23 protein-coding genes are annotated in these 20954 nt (G+C 64.2%); 12 read left to right on the top strand and 11 right to left on the bottom strand.

What is annotated here, in order from left to right; all coding sequences use genetic code 11:
- Positions 1 to 2: 2 nt before the first annotated feature.
- Together ACGFZ3_RS09580 and ACGFZ3_RS09575 are read right to left on the bottom strand one after the other, a co-directional pair.
- Positions 3 to 866: a hypothetical protein gene (locus tag ACGFZ3_RS09580; RefSeq protein WP_392919733.1), complete on the bottom strand. Its 864-nt coding sequence runs from the start codon at positions 864 to 866 to the stop codon at positions 3 to 5.
- A 138-nt stretch (positions 867 to 1004) separates the two neighbouring features.
- Entirely contained in the window at positions 1005 to 1868 is an 864-nt protein-coding gene (locus ACGFZ3_RS09575; RefSeq protein WP_392919730.1) for a hypothetical protein, read from the bottom strand.
- Positions 1869 to 2037: 169 nt separating this feature from the next.
- Between ACGFZ3_RS09575 and ACGFZ3_RS09570 the strand changes: the two genes are divergently transcribed.
- Complete coding sequence (locus ACGFZ3_RS09570) at positions 2038 to 2889, top strand: hypothetical protein (RefSeq protein WP_392919727.1); 852 nt, start codon at positions 2038 to 2040, stop codon at positions 2887 to 2889.
- A gap of 24 nt (positions 2890 to 2913) precedes the next feature.
- On the opposite strand, the gene ACGFZ3_RS09565 is transcribed toward ACGFZ3_RS09570, so the two are convergent.
- Positions 2914 to 3129, bottom strand: a complete 216-nt coding sequence (locus tag ACGFZ3_RS09565; RefSeq protein ID WP_083214053.1) for a hypothetical protein — start codon at positions 3127 to 3129, stop codon at positions 2914 to 2916.
- A 198-nt stretch (positions 3130 to 3327) separates the two neighbouring features.
- Here ACGFZ3_RS09565 and ACGFZ3_RS09560 point away from each other — a divergent pair, with 198 nt between their 5' ends.
- Entirely contained in the window at positions 3328 to 4470 is a 1143-nt protein-coding gene (locus ACGFZ3_RS09560) for a YncE family protein (protein WP_392919724.1), read from the top strand.
- A 229-nt stretch (positions 4471 to 4699) separates the two neighbouring features.
- On the opposite strand, the gene ACGFZ3_RS09555 is transcribed toward ACGFZ3_RS09560, so the two are convergent.
- Together ACGFZ3_RS09555 and ACGFZ3_RS09550 are read right to left on the bottom strand one after the other, a co-directional pair.
- Positions 4700 to 5671: a S41 family peptidase gene (locus ACGFZ3_RS09555; RefSeq protein WP_392919721.1), complete on the bottom strand. Its 972-nt coding sequence runs from the start codon at positions 5669 to 5671 to the stop codon at positions 4700 to 4702.
- Between the two features lie 300 nt (positions 5672 to 5971).
- Complete coding sequence (locus ACGFZ3_RS09550) at positions 5972 to 6961, bottom strand: MDR family oxidoreductase (protein ID WP_392919718.1); 990 nt, start codon at positions 6959 to 6961, stop codon at positions 5972 to 5974.
- 109 nt (positions 6962 to 7070) lie between these two features.
- On the opposite strand from ACGFZ3_RS09550, the gene ACGFZ3_RS09545 reads away from it, so the two are divergent.
- The 3 genes from ACGFZ3_RS09545 to ACGFZ3_RS09535 all read left to right on the top strand — a co-directional run bounded on the left by ACGFZ3_RS09545 (position 7071) and on the right by ACGFZ3_RS09535 (position 9150).
- On the top strand, positions 7071 to 7439 hold the full coding sequence (locus tag ACGFZ3_RS09545) for a winged helix-turn-helix transcriptional regulator (protein ID WP_392919715.1): 369 nt from the start codon (positions 7071 to 7073) through the stop codon (positions 7437 to 7439).
- A 94-nt stretch (positions 7440 to 7533) separates the two neighbouring features.
- Positions 7534 to 8187, top strand: coding sequence for a hypothetical protein (locus tag ACGFZ3_RS09540; RefSeq protein ID WP_392919712.1), 654 nt, complete (start codon positions 7534 to 7536; stop codon positions 8185 to 8187).
- 3 nt (positions 8188 to 8190) lie between these two features.
- A complete protein-coding gene (locus tag ACGFZ3_RS09535; protein WP_392919710.1) occupies positions 8191 to 9150 on the top strand; it encodes an XVIPCD domain-containing protein in 960 nt (319 codons plus the stop codon).
- A gap of 11 nt (positions 9151 to 9161) precedes the next feature.
- On the opposite strand, the gene ACGFZ3_RS09530 is transcribed toward ACGFZ3_RS09535, so the two are convergent.
- The 3 genes from ACGFZ3_RS09530 to ACGFZ3_RS09520 form a co-directional block, all read right to left on the bottom strand.
- Positions 9162 to 10730: a serine hydrolase domain-containing protein gene (locus tag ACGFZ3_RS09530; RefSeq protein ID WP_392919707.1), complete on the bottom strand. Its 1569-nt coding sequence runs from the start codon at positions 10728 to 10730 to the stop codon at positions 9162 to 9164.
- Between the two features lie 160 nt (positions 10731 to 10890).
- Complete coding sequence (locus tag ACGFZ3_RS09525) at positions 10891 to 12453, bottom strand: ankyrin repeat domain-containing protein (RefSeq protein ID WP_392919704.1); 1563 nt, start codon at positions 12451 to 12453, stop codon at positions 10891 to 10893.
- Complete coding sequence (locus tag ACGFZ3_RS09520; RefSeq protein ID WP_392919701.1) at positions 12450 to 12845, bottom strand: BlaI/MecI/CopY family transcriptional regulator; 396 nt, start codon at positions 12843 to 12845, stop codon at positions 12450 to 12452. The genes ACGFZ3_RS09525 and ACGFZ3_RS09520 overlap by 4 nt, the downstream gene beginning before the upstream one ends.
- A 208-nt stretch (positions 12846 to 13053) precedes the next feature.
- Here ACGFZ3_RS09520 and ACGFZ3_RS09515 point away from each other — a divergent pair, with 208 nt between their 5' ends.
- Together ACGFZ3_RS09515 and ACGFZ3_RS09510 are read left to right on the top strand one after the other, a co-directional pair.
- Entirely contained in the window at positions 13054 to 13866 is an 813-nt protein-coding gene (locus ACGFZ3_RS09515) for an alpha/beta fold hydrolase (RefSeq protein ID WP_392919698.1), read from the top strand.
- Positions 13867 to 13923: 57 nt separating this feature from the next.
- Positions 13924 to 14100: a hypothetical protein gene (locus tag ACGFZ3_RS09510; RefSeq protein ID WP_392919695.1), complete on the top strand. Its 177-nt coding sequence runs from the start codon at positions 13924 to 13926 to the stop codon at positions 14098 to 14100.
- 51 nt (positions 14101 to 14151) lie between these two features.
- Here the strand turns inward: ACGFZ3_RS09510 and ACGFZ3_RS09505 are convergent, their stop codons facing one another.
- Positions 14152 to 15078, bottom strand: coding sequence for a GAF domain-containing protein (locus ACGFZ3_RS09505; RefSeq protein ID WP_392919692.1), 927 nt, complete (start codon positions 15076 to 15078; stop codon positions 14152 to 14154).
- A gap of 116 nt (positions 15079 to 15194) precedes the next feature.
- The gene (locus ACGFZ3_RS09500; protein WP_392919951.1) at positions 15195 to 16037 is read right to left on the bottom strand and encodes a class I SAM-dependent methyltransferase; all 843 of its coding nucleotides are present in this window, start codon (positions 16035 to 16037) and stop codon (positions 15195 to 15197) included.
- Between the two features lie 109 nt (positions 16038 to 16146).
- Between ACGFZ3_RS09500 and ACGFZ3_RS09495 the strand changes: the two genes are divergently transcribed.
- From ACGFZ3_RS09495 to ACGFZ3_RS09485, 3 genes are all read left to right on the top strand, one after another.
- Positions 16147 to 16968 (top strand): hypothetical protein, encoded by an 822-nt coding sequence (locus tag ACGFZ3_RS09495; protein WP_392919689.1) that lies wholly within the window; start codon positions 16147 to 16149, stop codon positions 16966 to 16968.
- A gap of 97 nt (positions 16969 to 17065) precedes the next feature.
- Entirely contained in the window at positions 17066 to 17551 is a 486-nt protein-coding gene (locus ACGFZ3_RS09490) for a transposase (protein ID WP_392919686.1), read from the top strand.
- Positions 17552 to 18060: 509 nt separating this feature from the next.
- The gene (locus ACGFZ3_RS09485) at positions 18061 to 18765 is read left to right on the top strand and encodes a hypothetical protein (protein ID WP_392919683.1); all 705 of its coding nucleotides are present in this window, start codon (positions 18061 to 18063) and stop codon (positions 18763 to 18765) included.
- 55 nt (positions 18766 to 18820) lie between these two features.
- Here the strand turns inward: ACGFZ3_RS09485 and ACGFZ3_RS09480 are convergent, their stop codons facing one another.
- Complete coding sequence (locus ACGFZ3_RS09480; protein WP_392919680.1) at positions 18821 to 19246, bottom strand: hypothetical protein; 426 nt, start codon at positions 19244 to 19246, stop codon at positions 18821 to 18823.
- 111 nt (positions 19247 to 19357) lie between these two features.
- Between ACGFZ3_RS09480 and ACGFZ3_RS09475 the strand changes: the two genes are divergently transcribed.
- Both ACGFZ3_RS09475 and ACGFZ3_RS09470 read left to right on the top strand, forming a co-directional pair.
- Complete coding sequence (locus tag ACGFZ3_RS09475; protein WP_392919677.1) at positions 19358 to 19693, top strand: hypothetical protein; 336 nt, start codon at positions 19358 to 19360, stop codon at positions 19691 to 19693.
- 285 nt (positions 19694 to 19978) lie between these two features.
- The gene (locus tag ACGFZ3_RS09470) at positions 19979 to 20938 is read left to right on the top strand and encodes a hypothetical protein (protein ID WP_392919674.1); all 960 of its coding nucleotides are present in this window, start codon (positions 19979 to 19981) and stop codon (positions 20936 to 20938) included.
- Positions 20939 to 20954: the final 16 nt, after the last annotated feature.

The raw sequence follows: 20954 nt of genomic DNA, 5'->3' as shown, positions 1-20954 counted from the left end.
GGTTACCTGGCCTTGGTGCGCGCCAGCAGATCCCGCACTGCATCTTCCATGCGCTTCCAGTCTTTCAGGAAGGCTCGCTTGTAATCGAGGGTGATGGAGAGCTTGTTCTCCACGTCGGTGAAGTAGTGGATGCAGCCAGCGGCCACGGCGCCCTGCGCCTGGATGACCTGGTCACCCTCGAGCCGCACGCCGTCTTCGCGGAAGGTGCTGCTGTCGCACTTGATGAAGGTGGTGAGGTTGCCGCCGGGGCCGCGTGCCACGTACCAGTCATCCTCGAAACCGGGGTTGCGGGTATGCGGCTTGCCGTAGCGGGCCTGGTAGGCCTTGGAATAGGCGGCCATCTTTGCTTCGTCGATGGCGTAGGGAATCAGCCCCATCGTCTCTGGCTGCGCCACACGCAGATCCAGCCGATCCTTGGGGTTGTCACGCTCGACGGAGCCTTCCACGGTCACCGCGGTGTTGGACGACAGCCTTTCCAGCGAGGTCTCAATGGGCGCGGTGTTGATGTAGTCGATGGACACGGCGATCTCTTTGCGGAAATCATTGGTGCGCGGGTCCACGCGCGCACCCGGGGCCGTGGGCTTCATGTCCGGCCACTCGATGATGAGGCTCACGCCGTCGCCAGGCCACGGTGCGATCTGGCTGTCGAGGTAGTTGGCGGGAATGCGGAAGGTATTCGGCCCCAGCTTCACGTCCACCGGTGCATCGGTGTAGGTGTGGCCATCGAGGGTGCGACCGGTTTCTGTGGCTTCCGACATGTTCGAAGTCCCTTTGTGTTCGGTGGGCGGCGTCCGTGCGCAGGCGCTGGCGCTCAGGGCGACGGCGAGTGCAACTGTCAGGCACCGGCCGGATGACATCACGCTCATGGGCCATTCCATTGCATTGGTTGGGGTCAACTATAGGGAATGTGGTGTCAACGGGACAGGACGCCGGCCGCCAGGGTCGATACCTCTGGTCCGGACGGGTCTAAAAGCGTCATGCCCCGGCCGCATAAGCGATGCGGTCTACTTGACCTTGGAGCGGCTCAAGACATCCCGTACAGCCGCTTCCATGGCCTTCCAGTCTTTGAGGAACACACGGTTGTAGTGGAGGCTGATTGACAGGCTGTTTTCGGTATCCACGATGTAGTGGGTGCAGCTGGCAACCGTCCTTGAATCGGTGTTGACGACCTCGCTGCCGTTGATCTGCAGCCCGTCCTCGCGATGCTTGCGGCTGTCGCACTTGATGAAGGTGCTGAGCTGGCCGGCGGCGTCGCGGCCGATGTACCAGTCATCTTCGTATGCTGGGTTGCGGGGATGCGGAGCGCCATGTTTGGCCTCATAGGCGCGCGCATACTCGACCATCAGTGCTTCGTCGATAGCATAGGGGGTCAGCCCCAGCTGCTCGGGTTGGGCAACGCGCAGATCGAGCCGCTTGGAAGGGTCATTGCGCTCCAATGAGCCTTCCACGGTGATGGCGTCGTTGCTCACCTGGCGCTGCAGCAGGCTCTCGATCGGCACCCGGTCGATGTGGTCAACCAGGATCCGGATCTCCTTGCGGAAATCACTGGTGCGGGGGTTGGCGCGGGCGCCCGGCGGCGTGGGTTTCATGTCCGGCCATTCGATGACCAGGCTGACACCCTCGCCGGGCCACGGTGCGATCTGGCTGTCCAGGTAGTTGGCGGGAATGCGGAAGGTATTCGGCCCCAGCTTCGCGTCCACCGGTGCATCGGTGTAGGTGTGGCCGTTGAGGGTGCAACCGGTTTCTGTTGCTTCCGACATGTTCGAAGTCCCTTTGTGTTCGGCGGGCGGCGTCCGTGCGCAGGCGCTGGCGCTCAGGGCGACGGCGAGTGCAACAGTCAGGCACCGGCCGGATGACATCACGCTCATGGGCCATTCCATTGCGGTGGTTGGGGTCAACTATAGGGAATGCTGCGTCAACGGGACAGGAATGGGGTGCTTGAGGCTGCCCTTCCGTGGTATTCAACGGCTGTAGCAGCGATGGCAAAGGGAGCCATGCACCATGGATGGAAGAGCCAGACTCTGGTTGGCGGTTGGCGTGGTCGCCGTGCTGGCGGGCGTAGCGCTGTGGCAGGTGGTTCCAGCGACGCAGCGCGACGCACCGGGAAAGGCAGCTCAGGCGGCGCAGTTGCCCGCTACTGCCGATGTACGCGCCAATGGAACCGACGCCCGCCCCAGCCACGGCCGCCCCGCAGAAGTAGACCGGGTAAAGGCGTTCGAGGAACTTAAGCAGCGGGCCAAGGCGGGTGATGCCGTGGCCCAGCGCCTCTTGGCCGATACCTATGAAGGCTGCTACTTCGTCAATATTGACCGCGACAAGTTCATGGGCAGTCTCGACTTCAACAAGCAGGTGATCAGGGCGCCCGCGCAGCTCTCTGTGCTGGAGCAGGTAGCGGACGAACGTTTTGCACAATGCGGGGCAGTGGACGGTGGCGCCATCGTGCCGATGCAGCTCGTGACGGGCTGGTACGCGCAGGCCGCCGAAAATGGTGACTTGGCTGCCCGGCTGATGGACAACGCGTTCAAGCGGAAGAGGCTGGATACGGCTGAAGCTGCCGAGCAGCTTGAAGAGGTATTGGGCTCCAATGATCCAGCGGCCGTGTTTGCCATGGGCAGCACGTTGCACAGCAACTACCCCGCCAGCGCGGAAGGCCCGGCGGCGGGCTTGATGACCGGGGAGCACGCCGGCGAGGCATGGTTGGTGGCCGGCTGCCGCATGGGGTACGACTGCGGGCCTACCGGCAAACTGATGGGAACGCTTTGCCTGATTCAGAACGCCTGTACGGGAGAGGACTTCGAGTCCTACCTCAAGCGGGAGATGATGAACGAAGCGCAGCGAAGGGACCTGGAGCGCAGGGTGACGGAGATACTGCGGTTGATCGAGGGGTAACCCTCGCGCCGTCGTCCACTGCGCTCAGCTGTTCAACGCCAGCCCCATCGGCGGCCACAGCGGATTCATCCGGTCCAGGTCGTAGTCATTGCCGAACGCCAGCGCCGCCTCACGCGGCTCCAGGTCGTAGTAGCTCACCAGCAGCTGCTCATCCATGCCGGCATCGCTGTGGTTGATGGCATACAGCCCGAGCATGGCCTGGTCGAACTCTTCCAGCCAATCAAGGTCGATCTTGTTCATGTTGATCCTCCGAAGCGGATCGCAGGATCGCGCACGGGCGTCTCATGGCGTGGGACGGAAGAATCCAGCCGCCGGCCACCCCTGTTAAGATGTCCGGGCCAGCCAGCCTTCCCACGTCATTCGACCGTGTGGTTGGCCGCTCCTCCCAGCGGCCACGCGAGCCAGGATCCTTCCTCTGCCTCTCACAAGGACGCTCGCATGCACCCTCGTTCCCTGTTCCGTTCGGCCGCCCTGGCGCTGGCCATCAGCCTGACCCTTGGCGCCCCGTCTGCCTTTGCCGCTGAAAAGGCCGCAACCACCGCCGCCGCTTCCTCCGTTCAGCGCGCCGCCGTTGCCCAAGGCCTGTACGAGCTGGCCTTCAGCCCTACCCAGAACGCGCTGTTCGTGGCTTCCTCCGGCGGCTTCGGCGATGCCGCCGGCCCGGCCCAGGTGCTGCGCCTGAACCCGGATTCGCTGGTGGTGGACGCCAGGATCCCGCTGGAGCGCAAAGCCTTCGGCGTGGTGCTTGATGACGCCCACAACCGCCTGTACGTGGGCAACACCGTGGATACCTCGGTGACCGTGGTCGACACCGCCTCCAACAAGGCCCTGGGCATCGTGCAGCTGATGGAGAAGAAGGTCGGCAAGGATGGCAAGGCCGGCTACACCCACGACCTGCGTGAGCTGGTGGTGGATTCCCCGAACAACCGCCTGTATGTCACCGGCCACTCCGGCGAAGGCAGCGTGCTGTTCGTGGTGGATACCCAGTCGCTGAAGCTGATCAACACCATTCCGGACCTGGGCAACGCCAAGGCGCCCGGCCTGACCCTGGATGCCGCCAACAAGCGCGTGCTTACCTCCAACCTGCTGGGTGAAGTGGTCACCGTGGGCACCGACAGCGGCAAGGTGGAGCAGCGCTTCAACATCAGCGCCGAGCAGCCGATGAACCTGGTACTGGACCCGAGCGGCAAGCGCCTGTTCGTGACCGACCAGGGCCTGGAGATGATCCGCAAGTACCAGGCCAGCAGCATTCCAGGCTTCGTGTCCAAGCACCCGGGCCAGCGCGTGCTGGTGCTGGACCCGACCACCGGCAAGGAACTGGCCAGCATCGCCACCGACGCCGGCCCGCTGGGCCTGTTGCTGGATGCACCGCGCAAGCGCCTGTACGTGACCAACCGCGAAGCGGGCACGGTGACGGCGTATGACAGCGGGAGCTACAGGAAAGTGGGCACTTATGACGTGCCGACGCACCCGAACAGTTTGGCGCTGGATGCGAAGAAGAACGTCCTGTACGTGACCATCAAGAATAGCGACGAGGACGAGAAGGGGAGTGAGGAGTCTGTGGCGCGGATTGTGCTGTAAGGGCCGACCGTTCGCGGCATATCAAGTCGTAACATGATTTTTTGCTGTAACACGCGCTGCGTTACAGCGAAATTTCATGTTACGACCCAGGAGCCGAGAACCGGAGTGCTGCCTGACGTTGGAAGCGGGCAGCTGCGGCTGGTTGATCCCGTTGGAGCGGGTGGCTTCGTTTCTGGTCATGCCGCAACCGGTTGGTGCACTGCTGCGTGCAGTCGACTGGGGTGCGACCCTACCGGTTGGATGCCACCGCGTGACATTGGGATTGTGCGCGCAGCCAATTGCGTGCTGTTTGCTCGGCATCCGCTGCGTTGCTCACAGTGACATCCGGCTGCAGCTTCCCGCCATCGCCTTTGAGGTTCCGGTCAACTGACACCGAGCCTGTGAGTAACAGAATGCTGCCGTCTGGCAGACGCGTCGGAACGTTGGCCGTGGAGTATCCAGCGCTGCGCTGCCCGAAGCTGCGTGTGGCAGGGCGACCCCTGAACGCCAATGCCACTGCTTCACCGGAACTGGCAGTCTTTGGACCGATGAGCACCGCTACCGGTGGAGCAGGGTGGCGCAGGGAGTACGCCGGAGAATCCAATGCCACGGGGGCCCGCTCATCCAGCAGCACCAGACCAGAATCGATGCTCCAGATCTGGCGCTCGGGCCCACCGACAAATGCGCCGATCACCTCTCGATGCTTTGGATCCGTGGACAGCAGCGGTGCTATGCCGACCAGCATGGGCCACATGTTGCCGCCTTGGTTCTGGCGAAGATCCACGATCCAACCGCAGCGATCTCGCTCATCCTCCTTTCGGAGCTGAGACTGCAACTGTCGCGCGAAGGCGAGTCGCTGCTGGTCCCGGACCGCTGGGGACGCTGTGGAGCTTTCCTTGAACGCGGAAATGGAGATCCATCCGATGGGGTCGGCTTCATCTGTGCGGACGGGCCCTTGACCGGAGGTCGCTTCCCGCCCGTGTGGACGTTGTCCCTCTTCAGCGCGTGCGATGCGCTTCATGCCTCCAGATGGACTGGACACCTGCGATTCGCGGATCCAGCGGCCGTGGTTGCCCGTGCTGCTTGCGATCAGCTGGTCCAGGATCTTGTCGGCTTCGGCGGTTCCGCTGGCTTGTTGTATCTGTTGGCGCGCGGCGGGCCAATCGATCTTGTCCCGGTAGAGGGCGCGTTGTTCCAGGAGCTGCAGGATGCTTTCACGCACGTCCGGCCACGCGGGTGTACCGGGAGGAGTGGCAGCGATTGCTGTGAGTATGCTCCCTGCTGCTAGTGCTGCGCTGGCGCCAAGCACTGCTAATCCTTTAGCCGTTGCCACGTGTTGCTCTCCGTATTTTCTGAAACGTTGGTGTCTTCGTTTGGGGTCATGCCGCAATCGACTGTTGCACTGGTACGTGCAGTCGACTGGGGTGCGACCCTACCGGCGGGTCGGGCGCCCGGTGTGGGCGCCTGACGATTGCATACGCTTGAAGCGCTGCGTTGCGCCGTCCATCTTAGCGTGTGGCGCTCAGGCGTTTACATCCACCACCAAACGCCCGCGCACCTTGCCTTCCAGGAATGCCGGGAAGATCTCCAGCACGTCCTTCAGGCCAATCACTTCCACGGTGCTGGCGAGCTTGCCCAGGTCCAGATCGGTCGCCAGTCGCTTCCAGGCTTCTTCGCGCACGTTGTGCGGCGCCTGCACCGAATCGATACCGGCCAAGGTCACGTTGCGCAGGATGAAGGGCAGCACCGACGTGGTCAGGTCATCGCCCTGCGCCAGCCCGGCCGCGGCCACTACGCCGCGATACCTGGTCTGCGCCAGCGCGTTGGCCAGCGTGTGGCTGCCGGCGACATCCACTACGCCGGCCCAACGCTCGGCATCCAAGCCACGGGTGCGCGGGGCGGCGAGCGTGGCGCGGTCGATGAGCTCGGCGGCGCCCAGGTCCTTCAGGTACTGCGCGTGCTCCGGCCGGCCGGTGGAGGCCACCACGCGGTAGCCCAGCTTGGACAGGATGGCCACCGCGATGGAGCCCACGCCGCCGTTGGCGCCGGTCACCAGGATGTCGCCGTGCTCGGGCTTCACCCCGCCGTGTTCGAGCGCCAGCACGCACAGCATGGCGGTGTAGCCGGCGGTGCCGATGGCCATGGCGTCTTTGCTGCTGATGCTGTCGGGCAGCTTCACCAGCCACTGCCCGGGCACGCGCGCGCGCTGGGCCAGGCCGCCGTGGTGGGTCTGGCTCAGGCCGTAGCCGTTGAGCACCACGCGCTCGCCTGCGCGGAAACCGGCGTGGCTGGATTCGAGCACGGTGCCGGCCAGGTCGATGCCGGGAATCATCGGGAAGCTGCGGATGATCGGCGAGCGGTTGGTCATCGCCAGCGAGTCTTTGTAGTTCAGTGTGGAGTAGTCCACCTGCACCAGCACATCGCCTTCGTGCAGGTCCGCTTCGTCGAAGCTCACCAGCTGGGTGGATACCTGGCCGTCGTCTTTGCTGGCCAGCAGGGCATTGAATTTCATGGGCGTACATCACCTTGGGGGGACATGAGCTGCATGCTATGGTCGTGCCGTGGATGTCACAAGAACTATGCTTTTCCATAGGTACTACGATTTTCAGGAGTATCCCGTAATGGCACGGCGCGTATATGGCAAAACCGGCTGCAGCGTAGAGGCTACGCTTTCGGTCATGGGCGGCACGTGGAAGCCGGTGATCCTGTTCTACCTGGTGTCCGGCACCAAACGCTTCATGGAGCTGACCCGGCTGATTCCCAACGCCACCCAATCGATGTTGACCAGCCAGCTCCGGGAGCTGGAGGCCGATGGCGTGGTGGTGCGGCATGTGTACCCGGAAGTGCCGCCGAAGGTGGAGTACCGGCTTTCGGAACTAGGGCAGACGCTGGTGCCGGTACTGCTGGCGATGCGGGATTGGGGGACGGCGTACAAAAAAAAGAACCGGGAAGCGGCGAAGGGCGGAGATGGTGACGCGGCTGAACTGTGACGTGGCTCAAACTGTGAGTAGGGCTTTTCCTATTCTTCAGCGGAACCGCGTGCCCCAGACTATGAACGTTGGATCAGCCGTATCAGGACCAGACATGACCACGATTCTTCGGGCCACCCGATCGATGCTGTTGAGCGCCGCAACGCTGCTGGCGATTGCCGGCCTTGCCGCGTGCGGGCGGGAGGCGGATATCGCCAGGCCCAACCTGGAGGTCAACAAGGAGAACGCTGCAATGCGAACTGAAGTTCCGCTCACCCGACCGATTGCGTTGGACAAGGCGGGCGAGGTGGTGAGCGTGGAGTTTGATCTCCCGCCTCCAGGTCGGAATGCGTCAAACATGTTGATGCTTGGCTTCCGTACTGGGAGCCCGAGTTCAGACGCCGCAATCGCGTTGACCAGTCAGCTTCTTGAAGCAGACCTGCCAGCGAAGGTGCGCCTTCTCCGAGTGACCGAAGGTTCGATTGCAACGGTTCCTCTTATTCGACCCACGGGGGGGGCGGGGGAATGGGTTGCACTACCGCCTGATGGTTCGGTGCCAGGCGTGACCGTGACCAGTGTCGATACGTCTCTGCTGGAGGAGGCTGGCTTGCTGAACTCGTCGCACTCTGAAACGTACTTCCAGTTCGCGGCTGCAGAGAAGATGGTGCCGGGCCACTATCGGCTGACTGTTGAATTGATGGGTGAGAACCCCGAGTTCCAAGGCCAGAAGGCAGAGTTGTTGGTTGCTTACTTCAAACGCGGGAAGTAACTCATGAGCAAGGACGCCCCCTACACCGTTACCGTCTATGTCGCGGCTCCCGGAACGCCATTGCGCGCCGGTGACACATCCGCTGCCGGGCATATGTACCTGGTTGTTGAGCATGGAAAACAACGTAGCAGTTTCGGCTTCGCGCCAATCGAGCACGGCGCGACAAGTGGCCCTGGCGCGGTAACGAACGAAGATTTCGATCAGTATCAGAAGCCCTACTACGCCCGAACGCTCGAGATCACCAAAGAGCAGTACGACAAGATCGTCGACTACGGAAGGAACCCCGCCAAGCATGGGTTCAACATGGAGTACGGCGGCCTCTCCAACAGTTGTATTGATTTCACTTGGGGTGCGCTGAACCATGCAGGCATCCATCGCCAAACAAGGTCGGGTCAGGATCAGACCTTCGAAGGCGCGATCAAGCCACTCAACAACACGCGCGATATCAAGAGCATTCCGGAGCAGGTTCCCGGCAGTAAGCTCAACACCGAGCATGAAAACCCCATGCCGAAGCGGTCGCTCCTGCAGCGCCTGATCTCCGAAAATGATTCGTACGAAGGCATCAGGGGCGACCCCATGCTGTCACAGATCCAGGAGAAGGTGGCGGAACTGGACGCGGCCAACGGCCGAACCTTTGACCCCACCAGTGAGTGCGTCAGCGCAAGCCTGTATGTGCTCGCCAAGGAAAATAGCCTGTCCCGCGTGGACCACGTGATCCTCAGCGAGCGCACTCCGAATGCGACGGCCGCGGAGAACATCTTCGTCGTGCAGGGCGAGCGCAACGACCCCGGGCATCTGCGCGCATCCATGCCCACCGCACAGGCTGCGCAGACCCCGGTTGAAGCGTCGTTGGAACGGGGCGAACAGCTGGCCAATGCCAACCAGCAGACCCAGCAGCTGGCGGCGCAGGCCGAACAGACCCAATCGCAGGAGCGTGAGGCTGCGGTTCGGCGGATGGGGTGATTTCCCGCCCGTTACGTCCGCTTCCGCACGTACCGCGCCCGGCCTTCGCCATGCACCACGCTAAGCGCATTCACCTGTCCACGCGCATCGCGATGGAACTCAATCTGCAGCCCATCGATATCCGGTGATAAGAACCGGTTCGGGGTGAGTGGCAGCACCTGGCCGTCGCGCGGTGTGCCGGCCATACCCACCCGCACTTCGCCTTTGGCGACCTTGACCTGCAGCGCGGGGATGTCGAAGAAGTCGGCGAGGGCGCGGCGCTGATCCATGGGAACGGTGTCGTCACGCTCGAACACGCCGGCGTAGTCCGCGTAGCGGGCATCGCGCAGGTCCAGCGCCACGGTGCGCACCGGTGGGTTCACGCCACGGCCGAGGGCATCGCTGAGGGCGTTGCGGATCTCGGCGGCCAGCGCGGCGCCATTCTCGCCGTTGGTGAGGATGACAAAGCCATCGCCGGTTTCCAGATAGCCTTCGATCCACGCGCGGTAGCTGTCGTTGGAGCCGCCGTGATGGAAGATGCGGGTCTGCCCGGCACCGTCCAGGCGCGGGCCCAGGCCGTGCCAGCTGGGCGAGACCTCGCTCATCATGTCCGTGGCGATCGCGCGCGGCAGGAAGCTGCCCTCGCCCCGGTAGCTGGCGGTGAGCGCGGCCACGAAGGCGACCAGGTCGTTGGCGCTGGTCCACAGGCCCGAGGCGCCCTGCTCGGGGAATGACTGCCAGCCGCGCGGCAGGGCGGTGAGCGTGCCGTCGGCGTCGTGGGCCTTGGCGATGTTGTCAGTGCCCGGCTGCGGGTCGCTGTAGCGGCTGCGCTGCATGCCCAGCGGCGCGAAGACCTGCGCGCGGGCGATGGTATCCAGCGGCTGCCCGGTGACATCTTCCAGCACCTGCTGCTCCACCATCACGCCGCCACCGGAATAGTCGCCTCGCTCGCCGGGTGTGTGGACCAGTCGCACGGGTTTGTTCTTTGCAGGGGCAATGCCGTCGAGGGTCTGCAGCAGGGTGGGCAGCGGCTCGCCCGGCAGGTAGTCAGCGAAGCCATGCACGCCCAGCCCACTGGTGTGCGACATCAACATGCGCAGGGTGAGCTGCGGGGCGGGTACGGTGTCGGTGGCCGGCACCTTCCAGCTGCGCAGGTAGGTGGCGATGTCCTGGTCCAGGGCGAGCTTGCCGTCGGCGGCCAGGCGCAGGGTGGTGGCGGCGGTGACGACTTTGCTTACCGAGCCGACCGAGAACAGGGTGTCTGCATCGACTGCGCTGGCGGTGCCTGCTTCGCGGGTGCCGTAGCCGGCGCTGTGCACCAGCTTGCCATCGCGCAGCACGGCGATGGCAACGCCGGGCACGTGGTGCTGGGCCATGCGCGCCTGCAGGGACCAGTGTGGAAGTGCGGCACCGGTTTGCAGTACGGTGGCGCGCAGCCCGTTGCCGAGTGCGGCTTCGATCGCGGGATCCTTGCGATCGGCAGCGAACGCCGGTGCGGTGAGCAACAGCGCCATCGCGCTGCACAGGGTGCGTGCCAGCAGTGACGAAGCGGCGCGGCGGCGAGCGGCGGCGGTGAAGGGGGAGGTGGGGGCGTAATCCATGCGGGGCCTCTCGGGGTTGGGCTGCGTGAAGCGGAGGCGTGCGCGTGCACGCCGTGGGGTAACGGTTGGATCGGGGGCAGCAGTGAGCCAACGGTGGCCGTGGTTGGCCACCGGGTGGGTGTGATGCAGGAGGGCGCGCTGTGCGCCGGTGGAATGTAGCTTAGCGGCGGGCGGTGACCGCGCCGCGTTGCACGAGGTAATCGCGCACGCGCGGGTTGCGCGCCTGGTTGAGCGGGGAGCGCCACTGGCCGGCATCGGCCACCACGCCCAGGTTGACGTCAGCGCCGTGGTCGATGAGGAAGGCCACGGTATTGACGTCCCCGGAGCGGGCGGCGTTGATCAGCGGGGTTTCATCGAAGGGCACGATGCGGTTGACGTCGGCACCGGCAGCCACGAGGCGTTCCACCACCGGCAGATGACCCCGGCGCGCGGCGGCGATGAGCGGGTTGCCGTCGCCGATGGCGTGCAGGTTGGGCTGGGCGCCCAGCGCGAGCAACGCATCGACGGCGCCAAGCTGGCCGTTGCGTGCGGCGGTGATCAGGGCGGTGCCTTCGCCACCCACCGGGGTATCTACGGCGACGCCTGCGTTGATCAACTGCTGCACCTGTGCCACATCGCCTTCAGCTGCGGCGTCGATCAGACGCCGTTCCTGCGGCGACACGCTGTGCTCGGGTTCGTCATCCATGATCCGCATCGGCGCGGTGCCCAATCGCGGGGTGGCGGCGACGGTGACGCTGATGTGCGCTGCAAGGGCGAGCACGCACAGCGCGCTCCACAGCAGTCGGGTGGCCCAGGCGGTGCGGGCGGTGTCCAGGCGCAGCAGGCTGTCGATGCGTTGGGACAGGCCACTGCGGCTTCCGGACATCGCAACGGCCAGCGGTGCGTTGCCACGCGTGTTGCGGAGCAGGCCGTTGATGCCGGTGAGCAGCGAGTTGGCGTAGCCGCTGCCGCTGCCGCTGAGTGCGGCGGCGCGGGTGTCGCAGGCGATTTCGCGGGCCAGGTCCACGCGCTTGCCGAGCAGGTGCAGGAACGGGTTCCACCAATAGATGGCGAGCAGCACGCGTTGGGCGGCTGCTACCCACAGGTCATTGCGCTGGATGTGAGCGGCTTCGTGGAGCAACAGGTCGCGCAGAGCGATGGGGGACAGCGTGCCGGCGAGTTGCGTTGGCACCAGGATGCGCGGGGAGGCCAGGCCTACGACCATGGGGCCGGAGGCGGTGTCGGAGAGGGCGACGGTGGCGTGGTAGGGCAGGTCGCGGCCCAGCAGGGCGTTGAGCTGCGGGGCGCGGTGGGAGCTGCGGTGCAGGCGGGCTGCTTGGCCGACGCCGCGCAGGAGTTGCAGCAGGGCGTAGGTGGTGCCGAGGAGCCAGAGCAGGGCGGTTGCGTTCAAGGCAACTGCGGTGGGCGAAGGGAACGAATGTTGTTGCGTTTCCGTGGGCCGACCAACGGTCGGCGCTACCCGGGCGTCGGGCGATGTCAGGGCCGATGCGGCGGCCGTCGCCGTTGCCGTGGTTGCCTGATGCCCCGGCGTTGCTGAGGGCAGCAGGACCAACATCGGGGAGATCGCGGCCAGTGCGAAGGCAGCGCAGAGCAGCCAGGAGCGGGCTTCGGCGCTGAGGCGGCTGCGGGTGAGCACCAGCGTGGCCAGGGCGAACAGCAGGGCGCTGTGCCAGAGATGCTGCACGCCGAAGGTAGCGAGGGCTTGGGTCCAGTGCACGGTCATTTCGGCTTCCCCGGTTTGGCGGCGTCGTCCACGCGCTTTTGCAGCGCCTGCAGTTCGTCCATGTCCATGTCGTGTTCTTCGATCAGGTGCTGGGCCAGCACGCTGGGTGAATCGTTGAAAAACGATCTGAGCAGGTTTTCCAGCGCCTGCTTGCGCGCCTCGCTCCGGCTGATGGCGGCGCTGTAGATGAAGGCGCGGCCTTCGGCGCGATGGTGCACCAAGCCCTTCTTGTCCAGCACTTTGAACATGGTGAGGACGGTGGTGTAGGCCACCGGTTTTTTCTTCGACAACTCGTCGGCCACCTCACGCACGGAGGCTTCCTTCTTCTTCCACAAGACCTCGAGGATGCGGCGCTCGGAATCGGTGAGCGTCGGCGAAGGCGGACGGGCCATGGGCTGTCTACTGGTTTATTAGTTGATGGCTTGCATCCTGCTCCCGGCGGGCGTGGAGTGTCAACTATGTAATTAGTAAGGGGCGGGTGGTGCAGGACGGCCCCGGTGCCCGTGCAGGCCATGTCATCGCAGTGGCGGAATTGTTCACGGGAAAGGTGCGGAAGTTTCTCTATGGTCATCCTTCATTCGCGCTACAGAGGTACTTACGATGACTGCACCCCGCGTTCGCCTGCACGTTGAAGATTCCGGTGGTACCGGCCGCCCTGTTGTGCTCATCCATGGCTGGCCGTTGTCGGCCGAATCGTGGGAGGCGCAGGTGCCTGTGCTGAAGGCCGCTGGTTATCGGGTAGTTGCCTATGATCGCCGCGGTTTTGGGCGTTCGGACAAGCCTGCCGATGGCTATGAGTACGACACGCTGGCCGATGATCTGGCCGGTGTGATCAACGACCTGGACCTGCGCGACGTCACGCTGGTGGGCTTCTCGATGGGCGGGGGCGAGGTGGCGCGTTACATCGCCCGGCACGGCGAGGAGCGGCTGCATAGCGTGGTGTTTGCGGCGGCCGTTCCGCCTTATCTGCTCAAGACCGCTGATAACCCCGAGGGGCCGCTTACCGAAGAGAAAGCCGAGCAGATGCGGTTGGGGCTGGAGAACCACCGCGATACGTTCTTCGATGGGTTCACCAAGGACTTCTTCAGCGCCAAAGGTGTGTTGAAGGTCAGTGAAAAGCAGCGGCAGGAGGCGATTGCGCTGTGTGAGCAGTCCGACCAGACCGCTGCGCTGGGGTGCATGAAGGCGTTTGGGACGACCGATTTCCGCGAGGATCTAAAGAAGGTGACTGTGCCTACGCTCGTGCTGCATGGTGATAGCGATGGGACGGTGCCGTTCGAAGGTTCGGGAAAGCGGACGCATGCTGCCATTGCCGGTAGTACGCTGGTGGTGCTTGAGGATGCGCCGCATGGGTGTAATGCGAGTCATCCGGAGCAGTTCAATGCGGCGTTGGTGGAGTTCCTGGCGCGGTAAGATTTCGGCTTCGATCAGCCACGCAGGGCGTGGCTCCACGCGTCTATGGGAATTGCCGTGAAGAAGAGCACGACGCCGCCTTGGAAGAAGCCCAGTCCGAAGAAGGCCGGAAAAGGGCAGCCGCTGTCCGCGTCTCAGAAGGATGCGGCGCGGCAGCGGGCCGAAGAGAATGGGCGCGCCTATCCCAATCTGGTCGATAACATGTGGGCAGCAAAGCTGCCTCGGGGCGACTGATTCATCGAACGATGCGGTGGGCGATCCACCGCATCGCGCTTGGTATGCCGGTCAGCGCAGGGCGTCTTTCGCTTCGCTCAGTGCCTGGTCGGCACGCATGAAGACCGCAGTGTTGGATTCGGCCGTGGTGGTTGAGGCTGCGCCGCGCAGCAGGGTAGCGCCGGCGTTTTCCTGGAGATTGCGGGCGACCTGCTCGAACCTTGCCAGCGTTTCGCCGGGCTCGCTGGTGCCGAGCACGGCAATGAACTCACCGCTGCCGGTGACACGGTTGATGCTGTCGCCGCGGGCCGTGTCCACACACTGTTCCAGCGCATGGTCCAGCTGCTGCAGCTGGCGTTCCAGCATGCGCTCACCGAGACGCTGGGCCAGCTCGGACAGGTTCTGCAGTTCCAGAATGACCACGGTGTAGGCACCTGCAGCGTCTGGGGCACTAGCGGCTTCTTCCGCTACGCCATGGTCCAGGATGGCTGCCACCTGCTGCTCGCGTTCGCGGCTGCGGCCTTCCATCAGGGTCATGGTCAGGCGGGCCAGCGCCTGCAGGGCCTCGCGCTGGGTCGCGTTGAGCTCGCGCGGGTTGAGGTCCACCACGCACACGCTGCCTACGGCGGCGCCGCTTTCGGTCACCAGGGGCATGCCAGCGTAGAAGCGGGCGCCGAGGTCCTTGAGCACGGGGTTGTCGGCGAAGCGGGCGTCCTGCGAGAGGTCACCCACTTCCATCAGTTGCGTGGGCTGGCGGATGGCGTGGTCGCACACGGCCACGTTGCGCTCGGTCTGGATGCCTTCCAGCCCGGTGCGGGCCTTGAACCACTGGCGGTCGCGGTCGATCAGGGTCACCAGCGCCATTGGCGTGCCGCAGACGGCGGCGGCGACTTTGACGATGTCGTCATAGGCGGGCTCGGGCAGGCTGCCGACGATGTGCAGTGCATCGAGCGCACGCTGGCGTTCGGCTTCGTCGACAGTGGCGGTGCTCTGGGTCATGCAGCTACCTGTGGCGCGTGGAACCAGACAATAGCGTAGGCCAGCCGCAGCGGCGCTGGGTTAAGCCGGGGTGGACGCGGGTCGAACGGTTCACCCACGCGTGCGGTGGGTGCGTTTCAGCGCTTGACCGCGAGCACGCCATCCAGCGCCAGTTCGGCCTTGAAGCCGGCCTTATCCAGCCGCTTGGCCACTTCACGCGGCACGTCGCGGCCACTGGTGAGCTTGTTGGGTGCGCCGGTGTAATGGAACATGCGCCCGCCCTTGCGGATCACCCGCGCCAGCTGGTCGTAGAACACCTGCGAGTACAGCTCGCCGGCGATGCCGAAGCGCGGCGGGTCATGCAGGATGGCATCCACCGAGCTGCTTTCCAGCGCCTCAATGGCCTGCGACACATCGCCCTGGGTGAGCGAGAGCCGGCCGCCGCTGCTGGGCGCATCCGGGTCGGGCGACCACGGGTTGAGCGTCCGCAGCCACAGCACATCGGGGTTCTTCTCGAACGATTGGATGCGGGTGACCCCGGCTTCCAGGCAGCAGGCGGCGAAGTAGCCCAGCCCGCCGCAGGTATCGAGCACCGTCTTGCCGGCCGGTGCAACCAGTGCCACCTTGCGGCGCGCATCCTCGTAGGGTGACACCTGCGCGCTGGGCAGCATCTTGATGCCGTCGATCTCGAAGGTGGGCGCGTCCCACTCGGTGGGCACCAGCTTGATCAGCGCCGAGCCGAACCGCGATACCGCCAGGAACTCCTCGCCATCCCAGTAGTACAGAGTGCGGTCCTTGGTCTTGCCCGGGTAGGCATAGGTTTCGCCCTTCCACTGCCAGGTTTCCGCGCCCAGCGTGGCCGTGCCGGTGGAGCGTGCCAGATCGAGCGAGCCGGTCCACTCGGTGGCGCCGGCATCACGGGCGCGGACCAGGGTTTCGGCAAGGAGGCGGGTGAGCAGGGGGCCGGTGTAGTGCGTCACGGGATCAGGGCGGACCGCGCTGCGGGGCAGCCGGCCGACGGGCAGGAAGGGGTGGGCATCGTAACCGAGATAGCCGCCGGCCTGGTTCATGCAGGTCTAGAATGCGGCCATGACTCCCTCGATCCGTACCACGTTGCGCCTGTTTGCCGGCAGTCCCGCGTTGCTGCTGGTGGCGTGCGCCGTGCCGGGCGGTGGGTCGCCACCGGTTGCGATAGACAACGTGCGCTCGGTGGAGATCCAGTACCAGTACAGCGGCTGGAGCCGTGCCGACGAAGTCCACTGGCTGCAGCGCAGTGGGAGCCAACGTGCGTTTACCCGTACCTCGAAGGTGGAAACGGCCGAAGGCGTGCAGACCACTCAGGCTACGGTCCCGGCGCAGCGGGTGGGCGAGCTCGTGTGGGCGCTGTCGGCGCCTCCTTGGCCGCGCGAGCGGGCGGTGCAGGTAGTGGCACGCCGGGTGCCGGCGGCGTGGATGATGGAGAACGCGTTGATCTCCGCACGCGGTAACGTGCCCGGCTGTGACACGGAAGAGGAGATCCGCAACCGCATGTTTCCGCATCTGAGTGGTGCTGCGTTGCGTACCCAGTTGGATGCTTACTACCGGGGGATGCCGTGGACAGACGATTACCCCGGGATGCGGGTGGTGATCTCGTTCCGCCATGGGCCTGACCGGGTGATCTCCTCGAAATCGCAGGCGCTGCTCATGCTGCCATGGACGCTGGGTGAGCTGCCTGTGCCGGGACCCGCGAACGCGGGCCCGCACAGCTGGTCGGTGCCTGTCAGTGACGCGCTGCGCCGGCTGCTGCCGAGCACCTCGCAGGCTGCCCAGCGGTTGGCGATGGACGCCGACATCCATCTTGCGTCGATGGTGGCTGCTGCGGCGGAGCAGGAATGTGTGAAGGAGCTGGCTGGCGCGCGCGCTGCGCCCTGAGCATGCCCCAGCCTGACGCCTGGTCAGGTGTCACGCCGACACGGCCGCACGCACTGCCCTGATCGTTCGCATCCGCGCAGATTTGCACACTGCGCGCATGGCTACTGAACACCTCTCCTGGCAACCCGGCAGCGCGTACTTCTTCAGCGCGCATCTTCGTGATCGCTACAGTCGCCTGCTGGTGGAGCACGCGCAGGTACTGGGGCTGGCATTCCGGGTAGCGCAGCAGGCGCGGCCGTTCCGGATCAATGCCATCGTGGTGCTGCCCGATCATCTGCATGGGGTATGGACCTTGCCGGATGGGGACGAAGACGGCCACCGGCGATGGCTGCAGATCCAGGCAGTGTTCGACCGCCAGCTTCCGGGCCACCCACCCCGCGCTATGGTGCGCCGTGACCGCACGGTTCGTCCGCTCTGGCACACCGACTTCCGCGAACGTCGTCTGCTCGACGCTGAGGACGTGCAGCGCCACATCGCCTACGTGCACAGCTATCCCGTGCAGCACGGGTTCGTGCGCGAGGCCTGCGAGTGGCCCTACAGCTCCATCCACCGCCGCTGCGCCAGGGAGGGCGGGCCATGCTGAAGTACGGGCGGGCCGTGCCGTGCGGCGTGCGTTGGATGGTGGGAGGCCGACTCGGATGGCTGGCGCGTCCTGTGCCCTGGGATTCGCGCCGCCGTATGCCGCTACCGGGTGTGGCCGTGCAGCGAGGGCGTACGTGGCGTTGGCCTGCTGCGCCCGTGCAGGCAGGCTCCACTGCCAGCGCGGGCCGGCCGTACAGGGGAGCGGGAGCACGGCGGCACATGCGCCGCTACGTGCGGAAGTCACACCGGGGTTTGGTGCGGTGGGGATCCGCACCGACGAGGAAACCCCGGCGGCAACTGCATATCCGTGGTTCGCCGCAGGGCTGCGCCGCCAGCAATGCCGCCCCCCCTCGTAGCAATTGGCACCTCGTGATCCGATATGTAGCTTGAATCGTGAGTTGGAGTTTAATCGGAAACTTCGATGCCCAATGCATCAATAGCCGCGCAGTGGCACAAAAGCTGTTGAGGAGGAGCGGGAGAATAGGTCGTCAACTTTCAAGAGGGTTCTCCATGAAGAACTTGAGTCTTGCACTCCTGGCGCTGGCCAGCTGTGCTGCATCAGCCGCAGCAGCGACAAATAATCAGGGTTACTCCGATCACGTGGAGTTTGACAGAGCAGGTTTCCCCGTAACGGTCCGTACGAGTGAAGCGCCTGACCTGAAGGGGGGCAAGATGCGAATCGAGCAGCGCCTTGATGCCATCGATGCGGAGTCGTTCGTCTACGACTATCATTCGCAAAGCGCGGAAACCAAAAAATATCACCGCGAGTTTTGTGCGGAGCGCGGCATGGAACCAGCGATGGATGGCGATTCTGTACTTTCCAATGCTGTCAGTGGTTGGGTTTGTCGTAAGGACATGACAGTGCCTTCGGGCCAGGAGCATGAAGCCGGCAGCACCAGCAGCCTTGAGTCGTCGAAGGCAGTTGATTACGTCGTTGTGAGAGCGCCGTCCGGCACAGTCAGAGTTGGTGACAACTTTTATGCAGAAGGTCAGGCCAGGGCGCAGAGTAGCCGAGCGGGTGCGCTCAATACGACCGTCGTCGTCGACAATCGTTGTCGACACAATCGAGTGGAGCACCATGGGGGACCGTTCTCCACCCAGTTCTTCATTGGGGTGAACTGTATTATCGACCAAGCCCGCTCTGTACCAACGCGCATGGAAGCCTGCATTCCAGATCAATGCGGACAAGCGTCAGGCTCGGTGACGGCGCGATAGAGCCTGAATGGGCCGGTGGTTGTGTGCATTGTACTAGCCACCGTGCCTTATCGATTCAGGAGCACTGGACTGGGAACACCGGGCCAGCACCGATCAGGACCAGCGCCATGTAGTCGCTGTCCTTGTCCTTGCCCTTGAGGGTGGCGCCTGGGTTGAAGTGGAAGATGCCGAAGCCGCCGGTGGGGCGCACCAGCGCCTTGTCGATCTGGTCGGCGTCATCCTTGAAGAAGCGGGCGATATCGGCGCGCGAGGAGAGCTGCAGCGGCGTGGTGTCGCGCTGCCATTGCTCGTCGCGGTTGAAGGAGACGAAGTACTGCCCCTGCTGCTGTTCGATGCGGAATTCGGCCGGCTTGCGGGGGTGGGTGGCGAAGCAGCCCAGCAGCGGGTCGGAAGAGAACACACCGGCGGTGTTGTCATGGTTGCGGCAGGCTGAGAGCAGCAACAGGCTGGGCAGCAGAAGCAGGAATGGCAAAGAGCGCATGGCGGATCCCCCCCAGGGACAGGTTTGCCGGCATCGTGAGCCTTTGCCTGCGCAGGCGGTGTGTACGCGCTGCGTTGGGTGTACGGTTGGGGAGACCTACGGAGCAAGTCCATGCCACAACCCACTTCCCCATCGCTGCACAACCGTGTCGATTCCCCTGGTGCAGGCCGACGGTGGCCGCTGCTTGGCACCACCAGCTGGCTGGTTGCGCCCGCGATCCTCGCGGCGGCCTATGCGGTAGCGCAGGCAGCACCGGAGATGGGGCGGCTGCTGGTCGGAAGTGCCGGGGTGGCGGTGGGTGTGCTGGCGTCGTCGGTACTGGGCCTGCTGCTGACCATCGGCTCGCGCGTACGCCGCGAGCGCTGGCCATGGGTGGGCATTGTAGGCGCGGTCATCAGCGCGCTGCCGCTGCTGTTGTTCCTCGCAGGAATGTTGTTCCGGCTGTAATCTCGGCTTCGCCACGTAGGGCCACGCCTTGCGTGGCTGGATTGTTCGCAGGCCAAGGGTGCCCGACGGTCCAGCCAGGCAAGGACGTAGCTCTACCAAGTAGAGGAGACACCTTACTCATGCGACGATTTCTCTTGATTGAACCGGTCAATCAATCGTTCACCAGCGATTGAAAACTGGATATTTGTAAGTGGTCTTAGGAGATCCAGAGCACAGACCTGGCGATCGAGCCACGCGAATCTAGCGACTCCTATCGCTACAGATTGTCTTTCTATGAAGAAACGCATGTACTTGATGATCGCATTGGTCGTCCCGTTCTCTCTGCACGCGATGGATCAGCCCAAGTTTCAGGACAGAATGGAGTTCGACGCCTCCGGAGGCCGGGTCATTGTGCGAAGTGCACTCTGGCCTGATTCGAAACAGAGCATGGTGGGAATCGAACAGCGCCTCCAGGTCAACGCTGATGGAAACCTTCGATACGAGTTCGAAGAGCAGGATGAAAGGACGAAGGCCTACCATCGGGCGTACTGCGCAGCTTCTGGTCTTTACCCGTTCGTTGATGGCGAAGTCATCTTTACCCCCGAAGCCGCCGGGTGGCACTGCAGCAAAGACCAGCTGCACGGTACTGGAGCACCACTCCCCGCGGAACCTTCCAGCGGCGCAATACTGGCTGACAGAGTTGAGAGGGGCAGCTTTGGCAACGAACTGGTAGTGAGAACAAGTGCGCTCGATGACTTGCGCGGTGGGGTAATACACGTTGAACAGCGACTAGAACGCGTCGGTACCGCCAACTATAGATACAGGTACGAAGACCAGAGTGAGGGAACCAGAAAGTATCACTGGGCGTACTGTGAGGCATTGGGAATGGAACCGGACCAGGAAGGTGAAACCACCTTTGAAGGCGCGTCCAGTGCATGGGTATGCGGACAGACGACCGGGGAGAAGGCGCTGGACGCCGTGATTGCTACTGCACCGTCCGGGTCAGTTCCCTCAGGGACGAATTTCGCCGCCCACGGCCATGTAAAGTTTCGGAGCAGTCAGGCGGGAGCTGCCAGGGCGTTCATGGTGGTCGACAACCGCTGTCGTGTTGACTGGGTCCGCAACTTTGGCAGTGCCTTCAGCGACCAACGTTTCATGGGCGTAGCCTGCCTCGCACACGATTCCCGATTTCTTGCGACACGCCTCGATGCCTGTGTCCCCAGGGTGTGCGGGTATGACACAGGCACCATAGCAGTGCGCCCCTAGTGTTAAGCGTGGCCCG

Origin of the sequence: Stenotrophomonas sp. NPDC047960 (genome assembly GCF_043204395.1) — a bacterium.
GTDB lineage: Bacteria > Pseudomonadota > Gammaproteobacteria > Xanthomonadales > Xanthomonadaceae > Stenotrophomonas.
The sequence above is the reverse complement of the archived record's forward strand: the minus strand, read 5'-3'. Positions and strand labels throughout refer to the sequence as shown.

Coding starts and splice junctions, on each gene's coding strand:
- ACGFZ3_RS09505 (WP_392919692.1), bottom strand. CDS start 15,078: ATGACCCAGAGCACCGCCACTGTCGACGAAGCCGAACGCCAGCGTGCG.
- ACGFZ3_RS09490 (WP_392919686.1), top strand. CDS start 17,066: ATGGCTACTGAACACCTCTCCTGGCAACCCGGCAGCGCGTACTTCTTC.
- ACGFZ3_RS09520 (WP_392919701.1), bottom strand. CDS start 12,845: ATGGCCCGTCCGCCTTCGCCGACGCTCACCGATTCCGAGCGCCGCATC.
- ACGFZ3_RS09580 (WP_392919733.1), bottom strand. CDS start 866: ATGAGCGTGATGTCATCCGGCCGGTGCCTGACAGTTGCACTCGCCGTC.
- ACGFZ3_RS09550 (WP_392919718.1), bottom strand. CDS start 6,961: ATGAAATTCAATGCCCTGCTGGCCAGCAAAGACGACGGCCAGGTATCC.
- ACGFZ3_RS09495 (WP_392919689.1), top strand. CDS start 16,147: ATGACTCCCTCGATCCGTACCACGTTGCGCCTGTTTGCCGGCAGTCCC.
- ACGFZ3_RS09470 (WP_392919674.1), top strand. CDS start 19,979: ATGTACTTGATGATCGCATTGGTCGTCCCGTTCTCTCTGCACGCGATG.
- ACGFZ3_RS09575 (WP_392919730.1), bottom strand. CDS start 1,868: ATGAGCGTGATGTCATCCGGCCGGTGCCTGACTGTTGCACTCGCCGTC.
- ACGFZ3_RS09540 (WP_392919712.1), top strand. CDS start 7,534: ATGACCACGATTCTTCGGGCCACCCGATCGATGCTGTTGAGCGCCGCA.
- ACGFZ3_RS09475 (WP_392919677.1), top strand. CDS start 19,358: ATGCCACAACCCACTTCCCCATCGCTGCACAACCGTGTCGATTCCCCT.
- ACGFZ3_RS09560 (WP_392919724.1), top strand. CDS start 3,328: ATGCACCCTCGTTCCCTGTTCCGTTCGGCCGCCCTGGCGCTGGCCATC.
- ACGFZ3_RS09535 (WP_392919710.1), top strand. CDS start 8,191: ATGAGCAAGGACGCCCCCTACACCGTTACCGTCTATGTCGCGGCTCCC.
- ACGFZ3_RS09480 (WP_392919680.1), bottom strand. CDS start 19,246: ATGCGCTCTTTGCCATTCCTGCTTCTGCTGCCCAGCCTGTTGCTGCTC.
- ACGFZ3_RS09545 (WP_392919715.1), top strand. CDS start 7,071: ATGGCACGGCGCGTATATGGCAAAACCGGCTGCAGCGTAGAGGCTACG.
- ACGFZ3_RS09485 (WP_392919683.1), top strand. CDS start 18,061: ATGAAGAACTTGAGTCTTGCACTCCTGGCGCTGGCCAGCTGTGCTGCA.
- ACGFZ3_RS09565 (WP_083214053.1), bottom strand. CDS start 3,129: ATGAACAAGATCGACCTTGATTGGCTGGAAGAGTTCGACCAGGCCATG.
- ACGFZ3_RS09525 (WP_392919704.1), bottom strand. CDS start 12,453: ATGACCGTGCACTGGACCCAAGCCCTCGCTACCTTCGGCGTGCAGCAT.
- ACGFZ3_RS09515 (WP_392919698.1), top strand. CDS start 13,054: ATGACTGCACCCCGCGTTCGCCTGCACGTTGAAGATTCCGGTGGTACC.
- ACGFZ3_RS09530 (WP_392919707.1), bottom strand. CDS start 10,730: ATGGATTACGCCCCCACCTCCCCCTTCACCGCCGCCGCTCGCCGCCGC.